Source organism: Pseudomonas sp. R76 (genome assembly GCF_009834565.1).
GTDB lineage: Bacteria > Pseudomonadota > Gammaproteobacteria > Pseudomonadales > Pseudomonadaceae > Aquipseudomonas.
In genome coordinates this window covers 1,138,116-1,156,267 of the sequence record NZ_CP019428.1, presented here as the reverse complement: position 1 = coordinate 1,156,267, position 18,152 = coordinate 1,138,116, and the positions used below count along the sequence as shown (strand labels likewise).

At 58.9% G+C, this 18,152-nt stretch carries 18 protein-coding genes; 4 read left to right on the top strand and 14 right to left on the bottom strand.

What is annotated here, in order from left to right; all coding sequences use genetic code 11:
* Window positions 1–11 precede the first annotated feature (11 nt).
* The 3 genes from PspR76_RS05095 to kdgD form a co-directional block, all read right to left on the bottom strand.
* Window positions 12–1,376 (bottom strand): MFS transporter, encoded by a 1,365-nt coding sequence (locus PspR76_RS05095; protein ID WP_159954239.1) that lies wholly within the window; start codon window positions 1,374–1,376, stop codon window positions 12–14.
* A 187-nt stretch (window positions 1,377–1,563) separates the two neighbouring features.
* Window positions 1,564–3,009, bottom strand: coding sequence for an aldehyde dehydrogenase family protein (locus tag PspR76_RS05090; protein WP_110622098.1), 1,446 nt, complete (start codon window positions 3,007–3,009; stop codon window positions 1,564–1,566).
* A gap of 54 nt (window positions 3,010–3,063) precedes the next feature.
* Entirely contained in the window at window positions 3,064–3,975 is a 912-nt protein-coding gene (gene kdgD, locus PspR76_RS05085) for a 5-dehydro-4-deoxyglucarate dehydratase (protein WP_159954238.1), read from the bottom strand.
* A 236-nt stretch (window positions 3,976–4,211) separates the two neighbouring features.
* On the opposite strand from kdgD, the gene PspR76_RS05080 reads away from it, so the two are divergent.
* Complete coding sequence (locus tag PspR76_RS05080; RefSeq protein ID WP_159954237.1) at window positions 4,212–5,369, top strand: phospholipase; 1,158 nt, start codon at window positions 4,212–4,214, stop codon at window positions 5,367–5,369.
* Between the two features lie 162 nt (window positions 5,370–5,531).
* Here PspR76_RS05080 and PspR76_RS05075 read toward each other — a convergent pair whose 3' ends face one another.
* The 8 genes from PspR76_RS05075 to rplM form a co-directional block, all read right to left on the bottom strand.
* Complete coding sequence (locus tag PspR76_RS05075) at window positions 5,532–6,281, bottom strand: FadR/GntR family transcriptional regulator (protein WP_159954236.1); 750 nt, start codon at window positions 6,279–6,281, stop codon at window positions 5,532–5,534.
* 158 nt (window positions 6,282–6,439) lie between these two features.
* The gene (locus tag PspR76_RS05070) at window positions 6,440–6,859 is read right to left on the bottom strand and encodes a ClpXP protease specificity-enhancing factor (RefSeq protein ID WP_159954235.1); all 420 of its coding nucleotides are present in this window, start codon (window positions 6,857–6,859) and stop codon (window positions 6,440–6,442) included.
* A 17-nt stretch (window positions 6,860–6,876) separates the two neighbouring features.
* A complete protein-coding gene (locus PspR76_RS05065; protein ID WP_159954234.1) occupies window positions 6,877–7,494 on the bottom strand; it encodes a glutathione S-transferase N-terminal domain-containing protein in 618 nt (205 codons plus the stop codon).
* A 149-nt stretch (window positions 7,495–7,643) separates the two neighbouring features.
* Window positions 7,644–8,423: a cytochrome c1 gene (locus tag PspR76_RS05060; RefSeq protein WP_159954233.1), complete on the bottom strand. Its 780-nt coding sequence runs from the start codon at window positions 8,421–8,423 to the stop codon at window positions 7,644–7,646.
* On the bottom strand, window positions 8,423–9,634 hold the full coding sequence (locus tag PspR76_RS05055) for a cytochrome b (RefSeq protein ID WP_159954232.1): 1,212 nt from the start codon (window positions 9,632–9,634) through the stop codon (window positions 8,423–8,425). The genes PspR76_RS05060 and PspR76_RS05055 overlap by 1 nt, the downstream gene beginning before the upstream one ends.
* On the bottom strand, window positions 9,634–10,230 hold the full coding sequence (petA, locus tag PspR76_RS05050) for a ubiquinol-cytochrome c reductase iron-sulfur subunit (RefSeq protein ID WP_053254389.1): 597 nt from the start codon (window positions 10,228–10,230) through the stop codon (window positions 9,634–9,636). The genes PspR76_RS05055 and petA overlap by 1 nt, the downstream gene beginning before the upstream one ends.
* Window positions 10,231–10,495: 265 nt before the next feature.
* A complete protein-coding gene (gene rpsI / locus PspR76_RS05045) occupies window positions 10,496–10,888 on the bottom strand; it encodes a 30S ribosomal protein S9 (protein WP_003171743.1) in 393 nt (130 codons plus the stop codon).
* Window positions 10,889–10,902: 14 nt separating this feature from the next.
* Window positions 10,903–11,331 (bottom strand): 50S ribosomal protein L13, encoded by a 429-nt coding sequence (rplM, locus tag PspR76_RS05040; RefSeq protein WP_003171742.1) that lies wholly within the window; start codon window positions 11,329–11,331, stop codon window positions 10,903–10,905.
* Between the two features lie 248 nt (window positions 11,332–11,579).
* Here rplM and PspR76_RS05035 point away from each other — a divergent pair, with 248 nt between their 5' ends.
* Window positions 11,580–12,620, top strand: coding sequence for an NADP(H)-dependent aldo-keto reductase (locus PspR76_RS05035; RefSeq protein WP_159954231.1), 1,041 nt, complete (start codon window positions 11,580–11,582; stop codon window positions 12,618–12,620).
* A 114-nt stretch (window positions 12,621–12,734) separates the two neighbouring features.
* Here the strand turns inward: PspR76_RS05035 and PspR76_RS05030 are convergent, their stop codons facing one another.
* On the bottom strand, window positions 12,735–13,871 hold the full coding sequence (locus PspR76_RS05030; protein ID WP_159954230.1) for an acyl-CoA dehydrogenase family protein: 1,137 nt from the start codon (window positions 13,869–13,871) through the stop codon (window positions 12,735–12,737).
* 220 nt (window positions 13,872–14,091) lie between these two features.
* On the opposite strand from PspR76_RS05030, the gene PspR76_RS05025 reads away from it, so the two are divergent.
* Both PspR76_RS05025 and PspR76_RS05020 read left to right on the top strand, forming a co-directional pair.
* On the top strand, window positions 14,092–15,012 hold the full coding sequence (locus tag PspR76_RS05025) for a GlxA family transcriptional regulator (RefSeq protein ID WP_174245663.1): 921 nt from the start codon (window positions 14,092–14,094) through the stop codon (window positions 15,010–15,012).
* A gap of 260 nt (window positions 15,013–15,272) precedes the next feature.
* Window positions 15,273–15,542 carry a hypothetical protein gene (locus PspR76_RS05020; RefSeq protein ID WP_159954228.1) on the top strand — a complete coding sequence of 90 codons (270 nt, stop codon included), beginning with the start codon at window positions 15,273–15,275 and terminating at the stop codon, window positions 15,540–15,542.
* A 63-nt stretch (window positions 15,543–15,605) separates the two neighbouring features.
* On the opposite strand, the gene zapE is transcribed toward PspR76_RS05020, so the two are convergent.
* Both zapE and PspR76_RS05010 read right to left on the bottom strand, forming a co-directional pair.
* Window positions 15,606–16,700 carry a cell division protein ZapE gene (gene zapE / locus PspR76_RS05015; protein WP_159954227.1) on the bottom strand — a complete coding sequence of 365 codons (1,095 nt, stop codon included), beginning with the start codon at window positions 16,698–16,700 and terminating at the stop codon, window positions 15,606–15,608.
* 79 nt (window positions 16,701–16,779) lie between these two features.
* Window positions 16,780–18,135 carry a tryptophan--tRNA ligase gene (locus PspR76_RS05010; protein WP_159954226.1) on the bottom strand — a complete coding sequence of 452 codons (1,356 nt, stop codon included), beginning with the start codon at window positions 18,133–18,135 and terminating at the stop codon, window positions 16,780–16,782.
* Window positions 18,136–18,152 lie beyond the last annotated feature (17 nt).

Below are 18,152 nucleotides of genomic sequence, written 5' to 3'. Positions count from 1 at the left end.
TACATCGCCCCTCAGGAATGCGCTTGGGTAAATTGGGTCAGCTCAGGCCCTTTGCTGGGCGGCTCTTTGAGCACCACACGCTTGATCGGGCCAACGATCACCAGGTAGCTGAACACCGCCAGCAGCGCGTTGGCGCCGACAAATACCAAGGCCCACTTGAACGAGCCGGTTGTGGCGATGATGTAGCCAATCACGATCGGCGTGCTGATGGACGCCAGGTTGCCAAACATATTGAACAGGCCGCCACTGAGCCCGGCGATTTGTTTCGGCGAGGTGTCGGACACCACCGCCCAACCCAGTGCGCCAACGCCTTTACCGAAGAAGGCCAAGGCCATGAAGCCCACCACCATCCATTCGATATCCACGTAATTGCACGCCACGATGCTGCACGACACCAGCAAGCCGCCAATGATCGGCGCCTTGCGCGCGAAGGTCAGCGAGTGGCCCTTGCGCAGCAGGTAATCGGAAATCAACCCGCCCAATACGCCGCCGATAAACCCGCAGATCGCCGGCAGCGACGCAATGAAGCCAGCCTTGAGAATGGTCATGCCGCGTTCCTGCACCAGGTACACCGGGAACCAGGTCAGGAAGAAATAGGTAATGCCATTGATGCAGTACTGGCCCAGGTACACGCCGAGCATCATGCGGTTGGTCAGCAGTTGGCGGATGTAATCCCACTTGGGTCCGTCGGTTTTCTGGCCCTTGGCTTTTTCCTGGTCCATGTCGACCATCGCACCGTTCTCGGAGATGTACTTGAGTTCGGCGTCGTTGATCATCGGGTGCTGGCGCGGGCTGTGGATAATTTTCAGCCAGATCAGCGAGAACAGTACGCCAATGCCACCCATCACGATAAACACGTGCCGCCAGCCGAAGGTGTAGACGATCCAGCCCATCAGCGGCGCGAACAGCACCGTGGCGAAGTATTGCGCCGAGTTGAAGATCGCCGAGGCCGTACCGCGTTCGGCGGTGGGGAACCAACCGGCCACGATGCGCGCATTACCGGGGAACGACGGCGCTTCGGCCAGGCCCACCAGGAAGCGCAGCATAAACAGCGCGACGATGGCAGTGGAGACACCAAACTCGCCGACATAGCCTTGCAGGATGGTGAACAGCGACCAGGTGAAGATGCTCAGGGCATAGACTTTTTTCGAGCCGAACCGGTCCAGCAGCCAGCCGCCGGGGATTTGCCCGGCCACGTAGGCCCAACCGAATGCGGAGAAGATATAACCGAGGGTGACCGCGCTGATACCGAGGTCTTTTTGCAGGCTGGAGCCGGCGATAGCGATAGTAGCCCGGTCGGCGTAGTTGATCGTGGTCACCAGAAACAGCATGAGCAGGATCAAATAGCGGACGTGGGTCGGCTTGGTCGCTTGCATGAAGATGTACTCCCACTAATTATTTTTTTTTGCGGGTAAGCATTTCTGTTTTAAGTGCAGGAGCCGCTTTCTGTGGGAGCTGGCTTGCCTGCGATAGCGGTGTATCAGTCAACCTCTCTATGACTGATGTACCGCTATCGCAGGCAAGCCAGCTCCCACACAAGCCAGTTCCCACGGGTGTTGCGTGTTACGAACCGATGTAGCTGGTTTTCACCACGGTGTAGAACTCTTGCGCATAGCGACCTTGCTCACGCGAACCGTACGACGAGCCCTTACGCCCACCGAACGGCACGTGGTAATCCACACCGGCGGTCGGCAGGTTGACCATCACCATCCCGGCCTGGGAGTGGCGCTTGAAGTGGTTGGCGTACTTCAGCGAGGTGGTGGCGATACCCGCCGAGAGGCCGAACTCGGTGTCGTTGGCCATGGCCAGCGCCGCCTCGTAGTCCGCTACGCGCACCACGTTGGCCACTGGGCCGAAGATTTCTTCACGGCTGATGCGCATGGCGGCTTCGCTGTCGGCAAACAGCGTCGGCGCCAAGTAGTAACCTTCGGTGTCACAGGTCACCAGGCCGCCACCGCTGACCAGCCGCGCGCCCTCGCTTTGGCCGATGTCGATGTATTTCAGGTCCTGATCCAGCTGGGCCTGGGAAACCACTGGGCCGATGTCAGTGCCGCTTTTCAGCGCGTGGCCGACTTTGATCGACTTCATGCGCTCGGCCATGGCCGCGACGAACTGGTCGTGAATACCGGCGGTGACGATCAAGCGGCTGGAGGCGGTGCAACGCTGGCCGGTGGAGTAGAACGCGCTCTGTACCGACAACTCGACGGCCTGCTTGAGGTCGGCGTCGTCAAGAATGATCTGCGGGTTCTTGCCGCCCATTTCCAACTGCACTTTGGCCTGGCGCGACACGCAGCTGACGGCGATCTGACGACCAACGCCGACCGAGCCGGTAAAGCTGATGCCGTCGACTTTCGGGCTGTTGACCAACACGTCGCCGACCACACGGCCGCTGCCCATCACCAGGTTGAACACACCGGCAGGGAAGCCGGCGCGGGAGATGATTTCGGCCAAAGCCCAGGCGCAACCCGGCACCAATTCGGCCGGTTTGATGACTACGCAGTTGCCGTAGGCCAGGGCCGGGGCGATTTTCCAGGCAGGGATCGCAATCGGGAAGTTCCACGGCGTGATCAAGCCGACCACACCCAGGGCTTCGCGGGTGACTTCAACATTCACGCCCGGGCGCACCGACGGCACGTAGTCACCAGACAAGCGCAGGCATTCACCGGCGAAGAACTTGAAAATGTTGCCGGCGCGGGTGACTTCGCCGATGGCTTCGGGCAGGGTCTTGCCCTCTTCCCGGGCCAGCAGGGTGCCGAGTTCTTCGCGGCGCGCGAGGATTTCACTGCCGACTTTATCCAGGGCATCGTGACGAGCCTGGATGCCGGAGGTCGACCAGGCTGGGAAAGCAGCGCGGGCGGCGTCGATGGCGGCGTTGACTTGGGCTACGTCAGCCTTGGCGTATTCGCCAATGACATCGGACAACTCCGACGGGTTGATATTGTTGCAGTAGTCGGCACCGGCCACCCACTCGCCGTTAATGTAGTTCTCAAAACGTTTGGCTTGGGACACAAATCTTCTCCTGACGCAAAAGGCCGCTGATCTCTCAGCGGCCTTGTTGATGAGTTACTGCGGACCTTGCTTGTCGATCAGCGCGGCCAGGGCTTCGTATTCTTCCGGCAGCAGATCGGTCAGCGGCGTGCGGACCGGGCCTGCGTCGTAGCCGGCGATTTTTGCCCCGGCCTTGACGATGCTCACGGCATAACCGGCTTTGCGGTTACGGATATCGAGGTAAGGCAGGAAGAAGTTGTCGATGATCTTGCCGACGGTGGCGTGATCGTCCTGGGCAATCGCGTGGTAGAAGTCCATCGCGGTTTTCGGGATGAAGTTGAACACCGCCGAGGAGTACACCGGCACGCCCAGGGCCTTGTAGGCAGCGGCGTAAACTTCTGCAGTCGGCAGGCCGCCGAGGTAGCTGAAACGGTCACCCAGGCGACGGCGGATCGACACCATCAACTCGATATCACCCAGGCCGTCTTTGTAGCCGATCAGGTTCGGGCAGCGTTCGGCCAGGCGTTCCAGCAAGGGCGCGGTCAGGCGGCAGACGTTGCGGTTGTAGACCACCACGCCGATCTTGACCGACTTGCACACCGCTTCCACGTGGGCGGCAACGCCGTCCTGGCTGGCTTCGGTCAGGTAGTGCGGCAGCAGCAGCAGGCCTTTGGCACCCAGGCGTTCGGCTTCCTGGGCGTACTCGATGGCCTGACGCGTCGAACCACCGACACCGGCGAGGATTGGCACGCTGGTGGCGCAAGTATCTACAGCGGTCTTCACCACTTGGGAGTATTCGCTGGCGGCCAGGGAGAAAAACTCACCGGTGCCGCCGGCGGCGAACAAGGCCGTGGCGCCGTACGGGGCCAGCCATTCCAGACGCTTGATGTAACCCGCCTGGTGGAAGTCACCCTGCGCATTGAAATCGGTCACGGGGAAAGACAGCAGACCGTGGGAGAGGATGGACTTCAGTTCTTGTGGATTCATTATTCGAACACCCTGGGCGAAGACTTTCTGTCGAAAGGTTGTTGTTGGTTTTGGTGATGTCGTACGTCATCGTACAACTATAAAAAGATTCGTCAACTGCAATTCATCGGGCTTCATCCGCGGTTGAGCGTTTAAACCTGACTTCTTGACGTAGGAAATTATTCCTCTATGCTCAAGATAACTGTATATACATACAGTTATTAAGGAAGATTCCTACGACATAGCAAGGAGCTAACATGTCAGGTCTTGAACTCGCAGTACCCGAAAAAAACCCACCGACTCTGCGTTTCGAAGGCGGCGAACACACGGCTATCGGCGATGAAACGCTGTTGCGTTTCGTCAAAGATGCCCCGGCGATTCCCGCCCACCAAGTCGAACTGCACCTGCCCAACGGGCTGGCGCTCACATACGGCCAAGTGATCGCCTTGGGCGGTGACTTCTATGGCATTCCCGGCCAGCCCATCAGCGATGGCGCGACGCCTGCAGAGCGCGTGCAGCGCTTTGGCGCCGCGTTCAATTCGCTGGCAGTGCTGCCCGCCTCGCGGGAAGAAGTCGGGAAAATCCTCGCGGTGATGCAAAAGGAGATCAACGCAGTCAAGCAGGCGATCAAGGACGGCAAACAACCCCACGAAGCCTATGACGCGCTGGGCGATACGTTGTCTGAAGAATGGAACCGCATCACCGGCGGTGGCAGTGCTGTTTCAGCCTTGATTCCGCTGGGGCGCTATTTGAAGCTGGCTGCGGACAACGCTGACCACTTCGGCGAATGGGCGCTGTCGGCCTATCTGGCCGGGCATACGGCGGCGTTGCAACAAGCAGTCGTGGCCCATCAAACCGGCACCGACCAGGCACTGGAACTGGCCTATGCAATGAACAGCTTTGCTGATCACTTTTTGACCGACCTGTTTTCCGCCGGCCATCTGCGCGTGCCGCGCAAACAATTGGCAGCGGTGGTGACGCCGGGCGAACTGGGCTCGCTGATCAGCCGCTTCATGCACGATGAAGACAGCAAGTTCGGGCTCAAGGTGCGCAATGCCATGGGTGATCAATGGCATGCCTATGGGGATAAACGCTACTTCGACGCCATCGACGCGGACAATCGGGCGATGGTCAAACGCGCGGTGCAAGCCTCGGCTGATGAGATCTTCGAGACCTTTATCAGCGGTGTCGCGCCCTCCCCGGCCAACTTCAAGGCGCCGCTGTATGTGCCGGACCTGAATGCCGCGCAGAACCCGGCGAACAACTTCTCGCCGCTGTTCAAGATGGAGGGAGACAAGGTGCTGCGTCGCAAGGACGTGAATGACCTCAACGACAAACACTGGACCAATGATTGGTGGGGTTGGAGTACGTACTTGCTGCTTCAGTCTTACAAGCCTAACCAGCCGGCGAACTAAATAGACGCAAACCTCAAGGCCAAGGAGGTCAAAAGTGGGAGCGGGCTTGCTCGCGAAGGCGTTCTTTCAGTTGATGCATGTGCAGACTGACACACCGCATTCGCGAGCAAGCCCGCTCCCACACTTGGATCAATTTACACCCGGCGCAACTCGGTTGCCCGGTTAAACGCGCTGCGCTTCTGCCTCTTCATGGGCATGGCGCAGCCGCTCACGGCTGTTGGTCAAGTGCAAGCGCATGGCTGCCCGCGCCGCATCCGAATCCTGGCGGGCAATCGCCTCATAAATTTCTTCGTGTTCGCGGCTCAAGCGGCCCATGTAGTGCTGCTGGTCATCATGGGCCAGGCGCGCCGAATTCAAGCGGGTACGCGGAATGATGCTGGTGCCCAGGTGGGTCATGATGTCGGTGAAGTAGCGGTTGCCGGTGGACAGCGCAATTTCCAGGTGGAACGCGAAGTCTGAGGCCACTGCATCGCCGGCGTGCGCCGCGCTTTCATTCAGGGCATCGAGGGCGGCACGCATGGCGGCCAGTTGCTCGTCGCTGCGACGCAACGCGGCAAGGCCTGCCGACTCCACTTCCAGGCTGATGCGCAGTTCCAGAATCGCCAGCACATCACGCAATGTCACCACCGTGGCCGGGTCAATGCGGAAACCGCTGGGGCTTGGCGTGTCCAGCACAAAGGTGCCGATACCGTGGCGGGTTTCCACCTGCCCCGCCGCCTGCAAGCGCGAGATGGCTTCACGCACCACGGTGCGGCTGACGCCATGGGCTTCCATGATGGCCGACTCGGTGGGCAACTTATCGCCACGCTTGAGTTGGCCGTCGCGGATCTGCTCGGACAACACCGTGACCAATTCCTGGGCAAGGCTGCGGCGCTTGCGGGGAAGACGAGGGGCGGTGTTGGCGTTTTCCATGATGAACCATCTTTCTCGGCGAACTTGAGCCCGCATCATAGCACATGGCGGTTGTACGATCACCGTTCTGTCGCGACTTTCATCCACATCCTTCACGCAAAAAAATGCCCCGACATATGTCGAGGCATCTTTACGACCCACCCGAGGGTGAAAGCCGCTTACTTCACCACTTTCAGGCTCGGCCGACCGCTTGGACGCGGTGGCTCGGAATCGGGTGGTGGCACATCATCACCGTCTTCGCCTTCGATCGATTCGTCGTCCTCGAAAGGCGACTCCAGATCGAACACCATGCCTTGGCCATTCTCACGGGCATAGATCCCGAGAATCGCGCCAATCGGCACGAACAGCGTATGCGGCACGCCGCCAAAACGCCCTTCAAAGCTCACCGCCTCGTTGTCCATGTGCAGGTGGCGCACGGCACTCGGCGATACGTTCAGCACAATTTGCCCATCACTGGCAAAACCCTGCGGTACGTCAACTTTCGGAAATTCAGAGTTGACCAGCATGTGCGGGGTGCAATCGTTGTCCACAATCCACTCATAGAGCGCGCGGACCAAATAGGGTCGACTGGAGTTCATCAGCGGCTCCTTAAGCCTTAGCGCATATCGCGTTCGACACCAGACAGACTCGCCTGGAAAGCCTCACGCGCAAACTGGCGCTCCATGTAATCAAGCAACGGCTTGGCCGGCCGCGGCAGTTCAATACCGAGAATCGGCAAGCGCCAGAGTATGGGTAATAGGCAGCAATCCACCAAACTTTGTTCCTCGCTGAGGAAAAAAGGTTTGTCGGCGAACAGCGGCGAAACACCGGTCAGGCTCTCACGCAATTCCTTGCGTGCCTGCACTCGAACGGCTTCTTTTGTACGTGAATCCAGAATCACATCCACCAGCCCGCACCAGTCACGCTGGATCCGATGGATCAGCAGGCGGCTGTTGGCACGCGCCACCGGGTACACCGGCAGCAAAGGCGGATGAGGGTAACGCTCATCCAGGTATTCCATCACCACGGTTGACTCCCACAACGCCAGGTCACGATCGACCAGGGTGGGCAAGCTGCCGTAAGGGTTCACTTCGATCAGTTTTGGTGGATGACGACCCACCTCCACACTGATGATCTCGGCGCTGACACCCTTCTCTGCGAGCACGATGCGTACTCGGTGGGAATAGTGGTCGGCGGGGTCGGAGTAACAGGCCAACCGATTGGTCACGCCCATGGCGGTCCTCCTCGCTTGTTGAAATTATCGAAAGCTCAAAAACGAGCGCGCCCAGAGAGCATCTCTGCAGTGCCTGGTTCAACCAGACCACTACGTGTTCAGAGATGCCGCTGGGCGCGCAAGATTAACAGCAATTGCTTACGGTTGGATCAATGCACATCCTTCCAGTATTCGCGTTTAAGCAGATAGGCGAACACGAAGAAGAAAGCCAGGTACAGCAATACATAGGTGCCGATGCGCTGATGTTGCAGTTTGACCGGGTTGGCCGAGTAGGCCAGGAAGGTCACCAGATTCTTGACCTTCTCGTCGAACTGCTCTTCATTCAGCGTACCGGTTTTGGGCACGATGGTCAGTTGATCGCACGCTTCATGAGTCAAAGGCGTGCCGGTCAACGGATCATATTGCTTCTTGCCGTCTTCAACGACCTGAACCTGCTTGCATCCTACCACTTGGCGACCCTGCAGGCCGACCAGAACGTTAGGCATGCCGACGTTCGGGAAGACTTTATTGTTCACACCCCAAGGGCGTGCCGGGTCCTCGTAGAAGGATTTGAGGTAGCCATACAGCCAATCGGTGCCGCGCACGCGCGCCACCAGGGTCAGGTCAGGTGGTGCAGCACCGAACCAGGCCTTGGCGTCGGCAGGCTGCATGCCGATGTTCATGTGGTCGCCGATCTTGGCGCCCGTGAACACCAGTTTCTCCATCATGAGTTCGTGGGGTATTCCCAGGTCATCGGCAACACGCTCATAACGCTGGAACTTGGCGCTGTGACAGCCCATGCAGTAGTTGGCGAACGTACGCGCGCCATCCTGCATGGCGGCCTTGTCAGAGACGTCGATGTCGACGCTCTCCAGCTCTGCGCCATGCTCGGCGGCGAAGGACAGTAGCGGCAGCGCCGCAAGCATCAATGCAACAAATAATTTTTTCATCAGCCAGTCACCCTTTCCGGAACCGGTTTGGTCTTCTCGAGCCGGGTGTAGAACGGCATCAGAATGAAGTAGGCGAAGTACAGGAAGGTGCAGACCTGCGACAGCACTGTCAGCGCAGGCGTCGGTGCCTTGACGCCGGTCCAGCCCAGCAGCATGAACGCGATGCAGAACACGACCAGCCAGATCCGGCTCAACCATCCCTTGTAGCGCATCGACTTGACCGGGCTGCGGTCAAGCCACGGCAGCACGAACAGCAGCGCAATCGACGCCCCCATGGCAACAACGCCCATGAGTTTGTCTGGAATCGCCCGCAAGATCGCGTAGAACGGCGTGAAGTACCAGACCGGCGCAATGTGTTCAGGTGTCTTGAAGGCGTTGGCCTGTTCGAAGTTAGGCTTCTCGAGGAAATACCCGCCCATCTCCGGGAAAAAGAACACGATCGAGCAGAAGATGAACAGGAACACCACCACGCCGACGATATCTTTCACGGTGTAGTACGGGTGGAACGGAATGCCGTCCAGCGGTATGCCGTTTTCGTCTTTGTGCTTCTTGATGTCGACGCCATCCGGGTTGTTCGAACCGACTTCGTGCAGCGCCAGGATGTGCAGCACCACCAGGCCCAGAATCACGATCGGCAGCGCCACGACGTGCAGGGCGAAGAAGCGGTTCAGGGTGATGCCGGAGATCAGGTAGTCGCCACGAATCCACTGGGTCAGGTCGTTGCCGATGACCGGGATTGCGCCGAACAGCGAGATGATCACCTGGGCGCCCCAGTACGACATCTGGCCCCACGGCAGCAGATAGCCCATGAAGGCCTCCGCCATCAGCGCCAGGTAGATCAGCATGCCGAACACCCACACCAGCTCGCGGGGTTTCTGGTACGAACCGTAGAGCAAGCCACGGAACATGTGCATGTAGACCACGATGAAGAACGCCGAGGCGCCGGTGGAGTGCAGCAAGCGCAGAATCGAGCCGTACTCGACGTCGCGCATGATCCCTTCAACGGAGGCGAAGGCCTCTTCGGCCGACGGCGTGTAACTCATCGTCAGCCACACACCCGTGACCAGCTGGTTGACCAGCACCAAGAGTGCCAGTGAGCCGAAGAAGTAGAAGAAGTTGAAGTTTTTTGGTGCGTAATATTTGCTGAGATGGTCTTCCCACATTTTGGTAGCGGGGAAACGCGCATCCACCCAATCCATGAACTTGCTCATCAGGCTTTCTCCCCCTCGTCGACGCCAATGACAATGACACTGTCAGTCTCGTAGTGATGTGGCGGAACTGGCAGGTTCAGTGGTGCGGGTTGTGACTTGTAGACGCGACCAGCCAGGTCGTAATGGGAGCCGTGGCAGGGGCAGAAGTAACCCCCGACCCAGTCTTTGCCCAGGTCGGCAGGAGCAACTTCAGGGCGGAAAGTAGGCGAGCAACCCAAGTGGGTGCAGATACCGATCAGCAGCAGGATCTCTGGCTTGATCGAACGGATTTCCTTATCGACGTAGGCGGGTTGTTCGGAATTCTTCGAATCGGGATCAGACAGCTGACCTTCGATTTTCTTCAGATTCCCCAGGATTTCCTCAGTACGACGAACGATGAAGACCGGCTGACCGCGCCACTCAGCAATCATCTGCTGGCCCGGGTCGATCTTGCTGACATTCACCTTCACCGGTGCACCTGCGGCTTTCGCCTTGGCACTGGGAAACCATGACCCCACGAACGGGACCGCAGCCCCCACCGCTCCTGCAGCACCCACCACGGATGTGGCTGCTACCAAGAAGCGACGCCGGCCTGCATTCACGCCGTCATTGCTCATTCAGTCCTCTCCCATCAGCTTTTTGGCCTGTTAAATCAGGCGTCTACTAAGTGTTGAATCTTTACTTATAAAAATTTTGTCGGATGGTAATGAAAAGCCCCACGTATGACAAGGGAATTGCCCGGGGCTGCCCCTCCAGGCCTTGTAGTATAGGGGGTCTACGGATGTGGCAAGTTGTCACGGCGAAAAATGTGCATAAATCGCAGGCAATAAAAAACGCCCAGCTCCGTGAGGAGTTGGGCGTTTTTGTGGAACGTAAAGCGAATTAACGCTTCGAGTACTGCGGACGCTTACGCGCTTTACGCAGACCGACTTTCTTACGTTCAACTTCACGAGCATCGCGAGTAACGAAGCCAGCTTTGCGCAGAGCGCCACGCAGGGTTTCGTCGTACTGCATCAGAGCGCGAGTGATACCGTGGCGGATTGCGCCAGCTTGACCACTTACACCGCCACCGATAACGGTGACGTAGATGTCGAACTTTTCAACGGTCTCGGTCAGTTCCAGCGGCTGACGAACTACCATGCGGGCAGTTTCGCGACCGAAGAAGTTGTCCAGAGTGCGGTTGTTGATCGAGATGTTACCAGTGCCCGGACGCAGGAAAACGCGTGCGGTTGCGGTTTTGCGACGGCCAGTGCCGTAATTTTGAGTCGCCGACATAATGAACTATTCCGTTAAAACTTCAGTTCTTGGGGCTGCTGAGCAGCATGAGGGTGTACAGCGCCCGCATAGACTTTCAGCTTGCGAAACATATCGCGACCCAGTGGGCCCTTCGGCAGCATGCCTTTGACCGCGATTTCGATCGGGGCTTCAGGCTTCTTGGAAATCAGGCCTTCAAAGTTCGAAGACTTGATACCGCCTGGGAAACCGGAGTGACGGTAGTACATTTTGTCTTGCGCTTTGTTGCCGGTAACACGTACCTGCTCAGCGTTGATGATCACGATGTAGTCACCGGTGTCAACGTGAGGGGTGTACTCAGGCTTGTGCTTGCCACGCAGACGGCTGGCGACTTCAGTGGCCAGACGACCCAGGGTCTGACCAGCGGCGTCGACGACAAACCAGTCGCGCTGAACTGTTTCCGGTTTTGCAGTAAAAGTTGTCATTCTTTAATAGCCTCAGGGGCCGCCCTGTAAATTAGACGGCGGATCTTACTGAATAGTGCGTACTTTGACAAGTCAAAGGCAGCCGGATACAGACGCTATCGGGGGCTCGGGTCGGCGCGTCCGTTCAACGGCAAGATTCTTCGGCAGGCGGCGCATCACTTCCACTGCAGAAAGAGGTGGGCAATTATGCAGATTGCGAAAAAAAATTCAACCTGCTTTTATGATTGTTTTCCCCGAAGGAGTACCCGATGGATTATCGACAGCTGGGCCGGACCGATCTGAACGTAAGCGCGATAGCCTTGGGCACCATGACCTGGGGTGAGCAGAACAGCGAGGCAGAGGCCTTCGCGCAGATCGAACGGGCCAAGGCCGCGGGGATCAACTTCCTCGATACCGCCGAAATGTACCCGGTGCCGCCGAAGGCAGACACCTATGCCACCACCGAGCGTTACATCGGTAATTACTTCAAAAGCCGCGGCGACCGTGCCGACTGGATCCTCGCCAGCAAGATCGCCGGCCCCGGTAATACCATCGACTACATCCGTGATGGTCACCTGCGCCACAACCGCAAGCACATCGTCGAAGCCCTGGATGCCAGCCTCAAACGCCTGCAGACCGACTGGATCGACCTCTACCAGTTGCACTGGCCGGAGCGCAGCACCAACTTCTTCGGCCAACTGAGCTACAAGCACAAGGACGAAGACGACCTGCCCCCGCTGGAAGAAACCCTCGAAGCGCTGGACGAACAGGTGAAGGCCGGCAAGATCCGTCACATCGGCCTGTCCAACGAAACCCCGTGGGGCACCATGAAGTTCCTGGCCCTGGCCGAAGCCCGTGGCTGGACCCGCGCGGTGTCGATCCAGAACCCCTACAACCTGCTTAACCGCAGCTTTGAAGTGGGCCTGGCGGAAATTGCGATTCGTGAACAATGCGGTCTGCTGGCCTACTCGCCGCTGGCATTCGGCATGCTCAGCGGCAAGTACGAGAACGGCGCACGCCCAGCCAAGGCGCGCCTGACCGAATACAGCCGCTTCAGCCGCTACTTCAACCCGCAGTCGGAAGCCGCCTGCAGCCGTTATGTGGCACTGGCGCGTGAGCACGGCCTGGACCCGGCGCAGATGGCGCTGGCGTTCGTGACGCAACAGCCGTTTGTGACCAGCAACATTATTGGTGCCACGACACTGGAGCAACTGGACAGCAACATTGCCAGTGCCGACCTGAAACTGTCGAAAGAAGTGTTGGAAGGGATTGAGGCGATTCAGAAGGATCATCCGAATCCAGCGCCTTGATTGATCTGTAGACCGCCATCGCGGGCAAGCCCGGCTCCCACATTTTGAACTGCGAACACCGTCAAATGTGGGAGCGCGCTTGCCTGCGATGGGGCCCTCAGCCACACCACAAAATCAGAGCGCCCGCGCAATAATCTCTTTCATGATCTCATTGGTCCCCGCATAAATTCGCTGCACTCGCGCATCCGCCCAAGCCCGTGCAATCGGGTATTCCCACATGAAACCGTAGCCGCCGTGCAACTGCACGCACTCGTCGAGCACCTTGCATTGCAGGTCCGTGGCCCAATACTTGGCCATCGCCGCGGTAGGCACGTCGAGCTTGCCTTCCAGGTGCAACGCCATGCATTTGTCGACGAACACACGACCAATCTGAATCTCGGTGGCCATCTCCGCCAGCTTGAACCGGGTGTTCTGGAAGTCGGCAATCGCCTTGCCGAACGCCTTGCGCTCGCGGGTGTATTCCAACGTCCACGCCAACGCCGCTTCAGCCGATGAGAGCGCGCCAATCGCCACGGTCAAACGCTCCTGCGGCAACTCCTGCATCAAATACGCGAAGCCCATGCCCGCCTGGCCCAGCAGGTTGTCCTTGGGCACGCGCACGTCCTGGAAGAACAGCTCCGAGGTGTCCTGGGCCTTCATGCCGACCTTCTCCAGGCGCTTGCCCTTGTCGAAGCCCGGCGTATCCGCTTCCACCAAAAACAGGCTGGTGCCCTTCGCGCCGGCCTTGGGGTCGGTCTTGGCCACCACGATCACCAGCTCGGCGAGAAAGCCATTGGTGATAAAGGTCTTGGAACCGTTGATCACGTACTCATCGCCGTCCAGCACCGCCGTGGTCTTGACGCCCTGCAAGTCGGAGCCGGCGCCCGGTTCGGTCATGGCGATGGCTGTGACCATCTCGCCGGAAATCAACTTGGGCAGGTATTTGTGTTTCAGCGCTTCACTGCCGTAATGCAGGATGTACGGCGCGACGATGTCCGAATGCAGGGAAAACCCGATGCCGGTCAAACCGAGGCGGCTGATCTCTTCGATCACCACCGCGCTGTACAAAAAGTCCGCGCCCAGGCCGCCATATTCCTCCGGCAGATGCGAACACAACATGCCCGCCTCCCCCGCCTTGCTCCACAGCCCACGGTCGATATAGCCCTGCTTCTCCCATTGCGCATGGAACGGCGCGGCGTGTTTTTCGAGGAAGGTGCGCACACTCTCGCGGAAGAGTTCGTGCTCCGAGCTGAACAAGGTTCTGGGGATCATGGGTCACCTGCGTGGATTGTCGGACAAAAGCCAGACCCCAGAGCCTATGCCGCGAAGGCGTCACAGGACACTGGACACATGCGACAAAAAATAAGACGATCCAGCCGTCTGGTGACCACTTTCCCCTATAAGAATAAATGAAATTATGTCTAACCAAATCTCCACGCCGTTGCGGCGCGTCAGCATTTTGGCCATTGATCGGGTATTCGCTTCAACCCTCATGCAAGCCAAGGATTTCTTCCATCTCGCCAGCCTGCGGTATGGCAAACAACAAGGCCTGGGCCTGACCCCAGCGTTTGAAACGCGCCTGGTCAGCCCCGACGGGCAATCGGTGCGCAGCTTCAGTGATGTGATCATGCCGGTGGATGGCGGCCTCGAAGACGCCGACATCATCGTGCTGCCGGCCTTCTGGGACGACTTCGACGCGCTGTGCACACGCTATCCGCAAGTGCTGCCCTGGTTGCGCGCCCAACATGCGCGTGGCGCGGTGCTCTGCGGTGAAGCCACCGGCGTGTTCTGGCTGGCCGAAGCTGGCCTGCTGGATGGCAAGGAGGCGACCACCTATTGGCGATTCTTCACGGCCTTCAGCGAACGCTTCCCCAAGGTGCAGCTCAACCAGGACAAGCACCTGACCGACGCCGACAACCTGTATTGCGCCGGCGGCACCACCTCGGCCTGCGACCTCTACATCTATTTGATCGAACGTTTCTGCGGCGCCAACATCGCCCAGGCCGTGGCCCGCGACATTCTTTACGAAGTGCAGCGCAGCTACGCGCCGGGGCGCATCGGTTTTGGCGGCCAGAAGCTGCACCAGGACGTGATCATCCTGCAGATCCAGCACTGGCTCGAAGAGCATTTTGCCGACAAGTTCCGCTTTGAAGACGTCGCGCGGGAGCACGGCATGAGCATTCGCAACTTCATGCGACGCTTCCAGACTGCCACCGGCGACAAGCCGCTGCATTACCTGCAACGCCTGCGCATCGAGACCGCCAAGGGCTTGCTGTCGGGCAGCCGCAAGAGCATCAAGACCATCAGTTATGAGGTGGGTTACGACGATGCGAGCTTCTTTGCGCGGTTGTTCAGGCAGCACACGGAGTTGTCGCCGAACCAGTACCGGCAGCAATTTCAGCAAGCCGCATAGATCCGCCGCCTGACGATGCAAGCGACCCTGCCATACCGCAATGGTGCAGGGTCGAACTAACAACCCGTTGAGCCCTACCCACACCTCAAGCAAGGCCTCCATTTCCTACAGCAGTACAGGACGAAGACGAATCCCCTGCGCCCAGTGCGGCTGGCATGTTAAGCGCTAGAAGAAGTCGGCTGTTTCTGTCGGATTGAATTCAGACTCGCGAAAGGCTTTTTCTAAATTCATTTGGCTTAAACCAGAGCGGAGATTCAACCATGTCATCCATATCAAGCAACTCGTTCAACCCGGCTGTTCAGTTGAACCAGACATCCAGCGCCGATAAACCAGACGCGAATCAGGCTGAGTCGCTGCAGAACGATCAGAACGACGAAGAGAAGAACAAGAAAAAAAAGGGTGCAAGGGATCAACCGAGGGAGGCCAAACTCCAGATCGAGCCAGACGGCGCAGTGAATTTGCTTACCCCAGACGGCCTCACGATCCCCGTGACACCGCCGCCGCCGCGCGACGACCAGATCACTTTTTAACCTGCGCCAACCCTATAAAAGGCCCGTGATGACTGCGGGCCTTTCATAGTTCGATCACTTCACTTACGACTTATGCCCGCGCGACAGGAACTCGTGGGATTGCATTTCCAGCAAGCGGCTCAGCGTACGCTGGAATTCGAAGTTCAAGCGACCGCCGGTGTAGAGGTCCTTGAGTTCGACTTCCGCCGAGATGATCAGCTTCACGTTACGGTCGTAGAACTCGTCGACCATGTTGATGAAACGCCGTGCGATGTCGTCGGTGGTGACGCTCATCTGTTCTACGCCGCTCAAGATCACCGCGTGGAAGATCTTGCCCAGTTCGATGTAGTCATTCTGGCTGCGCGGGCCGTCGCACAGTTGGCGGAATTCGAACCAGGCCACGTCATCGCACGTGCGCAGCGCGATGATTTCGCGGTTCTCGATCATCAGCTTGTCGTTTTCCACCGCCTTTGTGCATTCCGGCGTGAGCGCGCGGAAGCTCTTTTTCAGGCTTTCATGCGCCGCTTCGTTCAGCGGGAAGTGGAACAGCTCGGCTTGCTCAAGGTGACGCAGGCGGTAGTCGACGCCGCTGTCGACGTTGACGATCTCGGTGTTCTGCTTGATCAGCGCGATGGCGGGCAGGAAGCGTGCGCGCTGCAGGCCGTCCTTGTACAGGCCGTCGGGCACGATGTTCGAGGTGGCGACCAGGGTCACGCCGTTCTTGAACAGCTCTTCCATCAGCGTGCCCAGGATCATGGCGTCGGTGATGTCGGAAACGAAGAATTCATCGAAGCAGATCACCCGCGCTTCTTCGGAGAAGCGCTTGGCAATGATGGTCAGCGGGTTTTTCTCGCCCGGCAGGGTCTTCATTTCTTCGTGCACGCGCTTCATGAAGCGGTGGAAGTGCGTACGGACCTTTTCCTTGAACGGCAGCGCTTCGAAGAAGGTGTCGACCAGGTAAGTCTTGCCCCGGCCCACGCCACCCCAGAAGTACAGGCCTTTGACCGGTGTGTGGTCTTTCTTGCCAAACAGCTTGCTGAACATCCCTGGCTTGTTGTGCGAGGCCGCGATCAGGTCGTCGTACAGGCGCTGCAAATGACGCACGGCGTTTTCCTGGGCGGCGTCATGGAAGAATTCAGGGCGTTTCAGATCAGCTTGATATCGTTCTAGGGGCGTCATAATTTCGTTAGCAAGGCAACAAAAACGGGCCGCCACTGTAACGACGGCCCCGGATAATGGCAATCAACCCTTGGTCGGGTTAATCCTCGATTGGCGTCAACGCCACGCGCAGAGCGGCGATGGCGGCGTCACGCGACGTTTCGTCGGCGAACGCGGCACTGTCAGCTACCACAGCGCCATCCAGCCATACGCTGAAGCTCAGAGTCTCAGGGCGTACATCCAGCGCGTCACCGTTTTGCAATTGCTTGGTCACCGCGCCCGCCGCTTTGCCGTCGGCAAAGTTGCGCGACAGCAGCAGTTGCTCGCCCTCGGCCGACAGCAGGCGGAAGCGGAAGCTGCCGTCGTCTTCACGGAAGCTCACAAAGCGTGCGGCTTTGGCGGCTTTCTTCTTGGCAGCCACCGGCGCGGCGGCCTGGTTGACGAACGAGCGCAGGCCAACAGCCTCACGCAACTCGGCCAGGAACGGCGCCGCGACCGCACGGGCTTTCTTGGCGCCGATCAGCAGCAAGTCTTCCATGTCGGATGGGCGCGACATCAACTGGTGATAACGCTCGCGCGCCTCACCCAACTGGCCGTCCAGCAGTTGGAACAGACGGTTCTTCGCCTCGCCCCAACCCAGGCCTTGCAGCAATTCGGCGCGGAACTCTTCTTCCTGGGCTTTGGTGGCAAACGCCTGGAACAAGGTGAACAAGTGCGAGTTGTCCGGGTCTTTGGCTTCGCCAGGCGCGCGCGAATCGGTGACGATCCGCGAGATCGCTTCCTTCATGTCCTTGGCGCTGGTGAACAACGGGATGGTGTTGTCGTAGCTTTTCGACATCTTGCGGCCATCCAGGCCCGGCAAGGTGGCGACGCTTTCTTCGATCAACGCCTCGGGCATGGTGAAGAATTCTTTACCGTTGCCGAACAGATGGTTGAAACGCTGGCCGATGTCGCGGGCCATTTCCACGTGCTGGATCTGGTCGCGGCCGACCGGCACCTTGTGCGCGTTGAACATCAGGATGTCCGCGGCCATCAGCACCGGGTAGCTGTACAAGCCCATGGTGATACCCGCGTCCGGGTCTTCGCCGGTTTCGACGTTCTTGTCCACCGAAGCCTTGTAGGCGTGGGCGCGGTTAAGCAGGCCCTTGGCGGCAACGCAGGTCAGCAGCCAGGTCAGCTCGGGGATTTCCGGGATGTCCGACTGGCGGTAGAAGGTCACTCGGTTCACATCCAGGCCACCGGCCAGCCAAGTCGCGGCGATTTCCATGCGCGAGCGCTGGATGCGCTGCGGGTCATCGCACTTGATCAGGGCGTGGTAGTCGGCCAGGAAGTAGAAGGAGTCGGCATTCGCGTCCTGGCTGGCAAGGATCGCCGGGCGGATCGCGCCGGCGTAGTTGCCCAGGTGCGGCGTGCCGGTGGTGGTGATGCCGGTGAGGATACGGGTACGAGTCGTCATGGGTAATCGCTTATCAG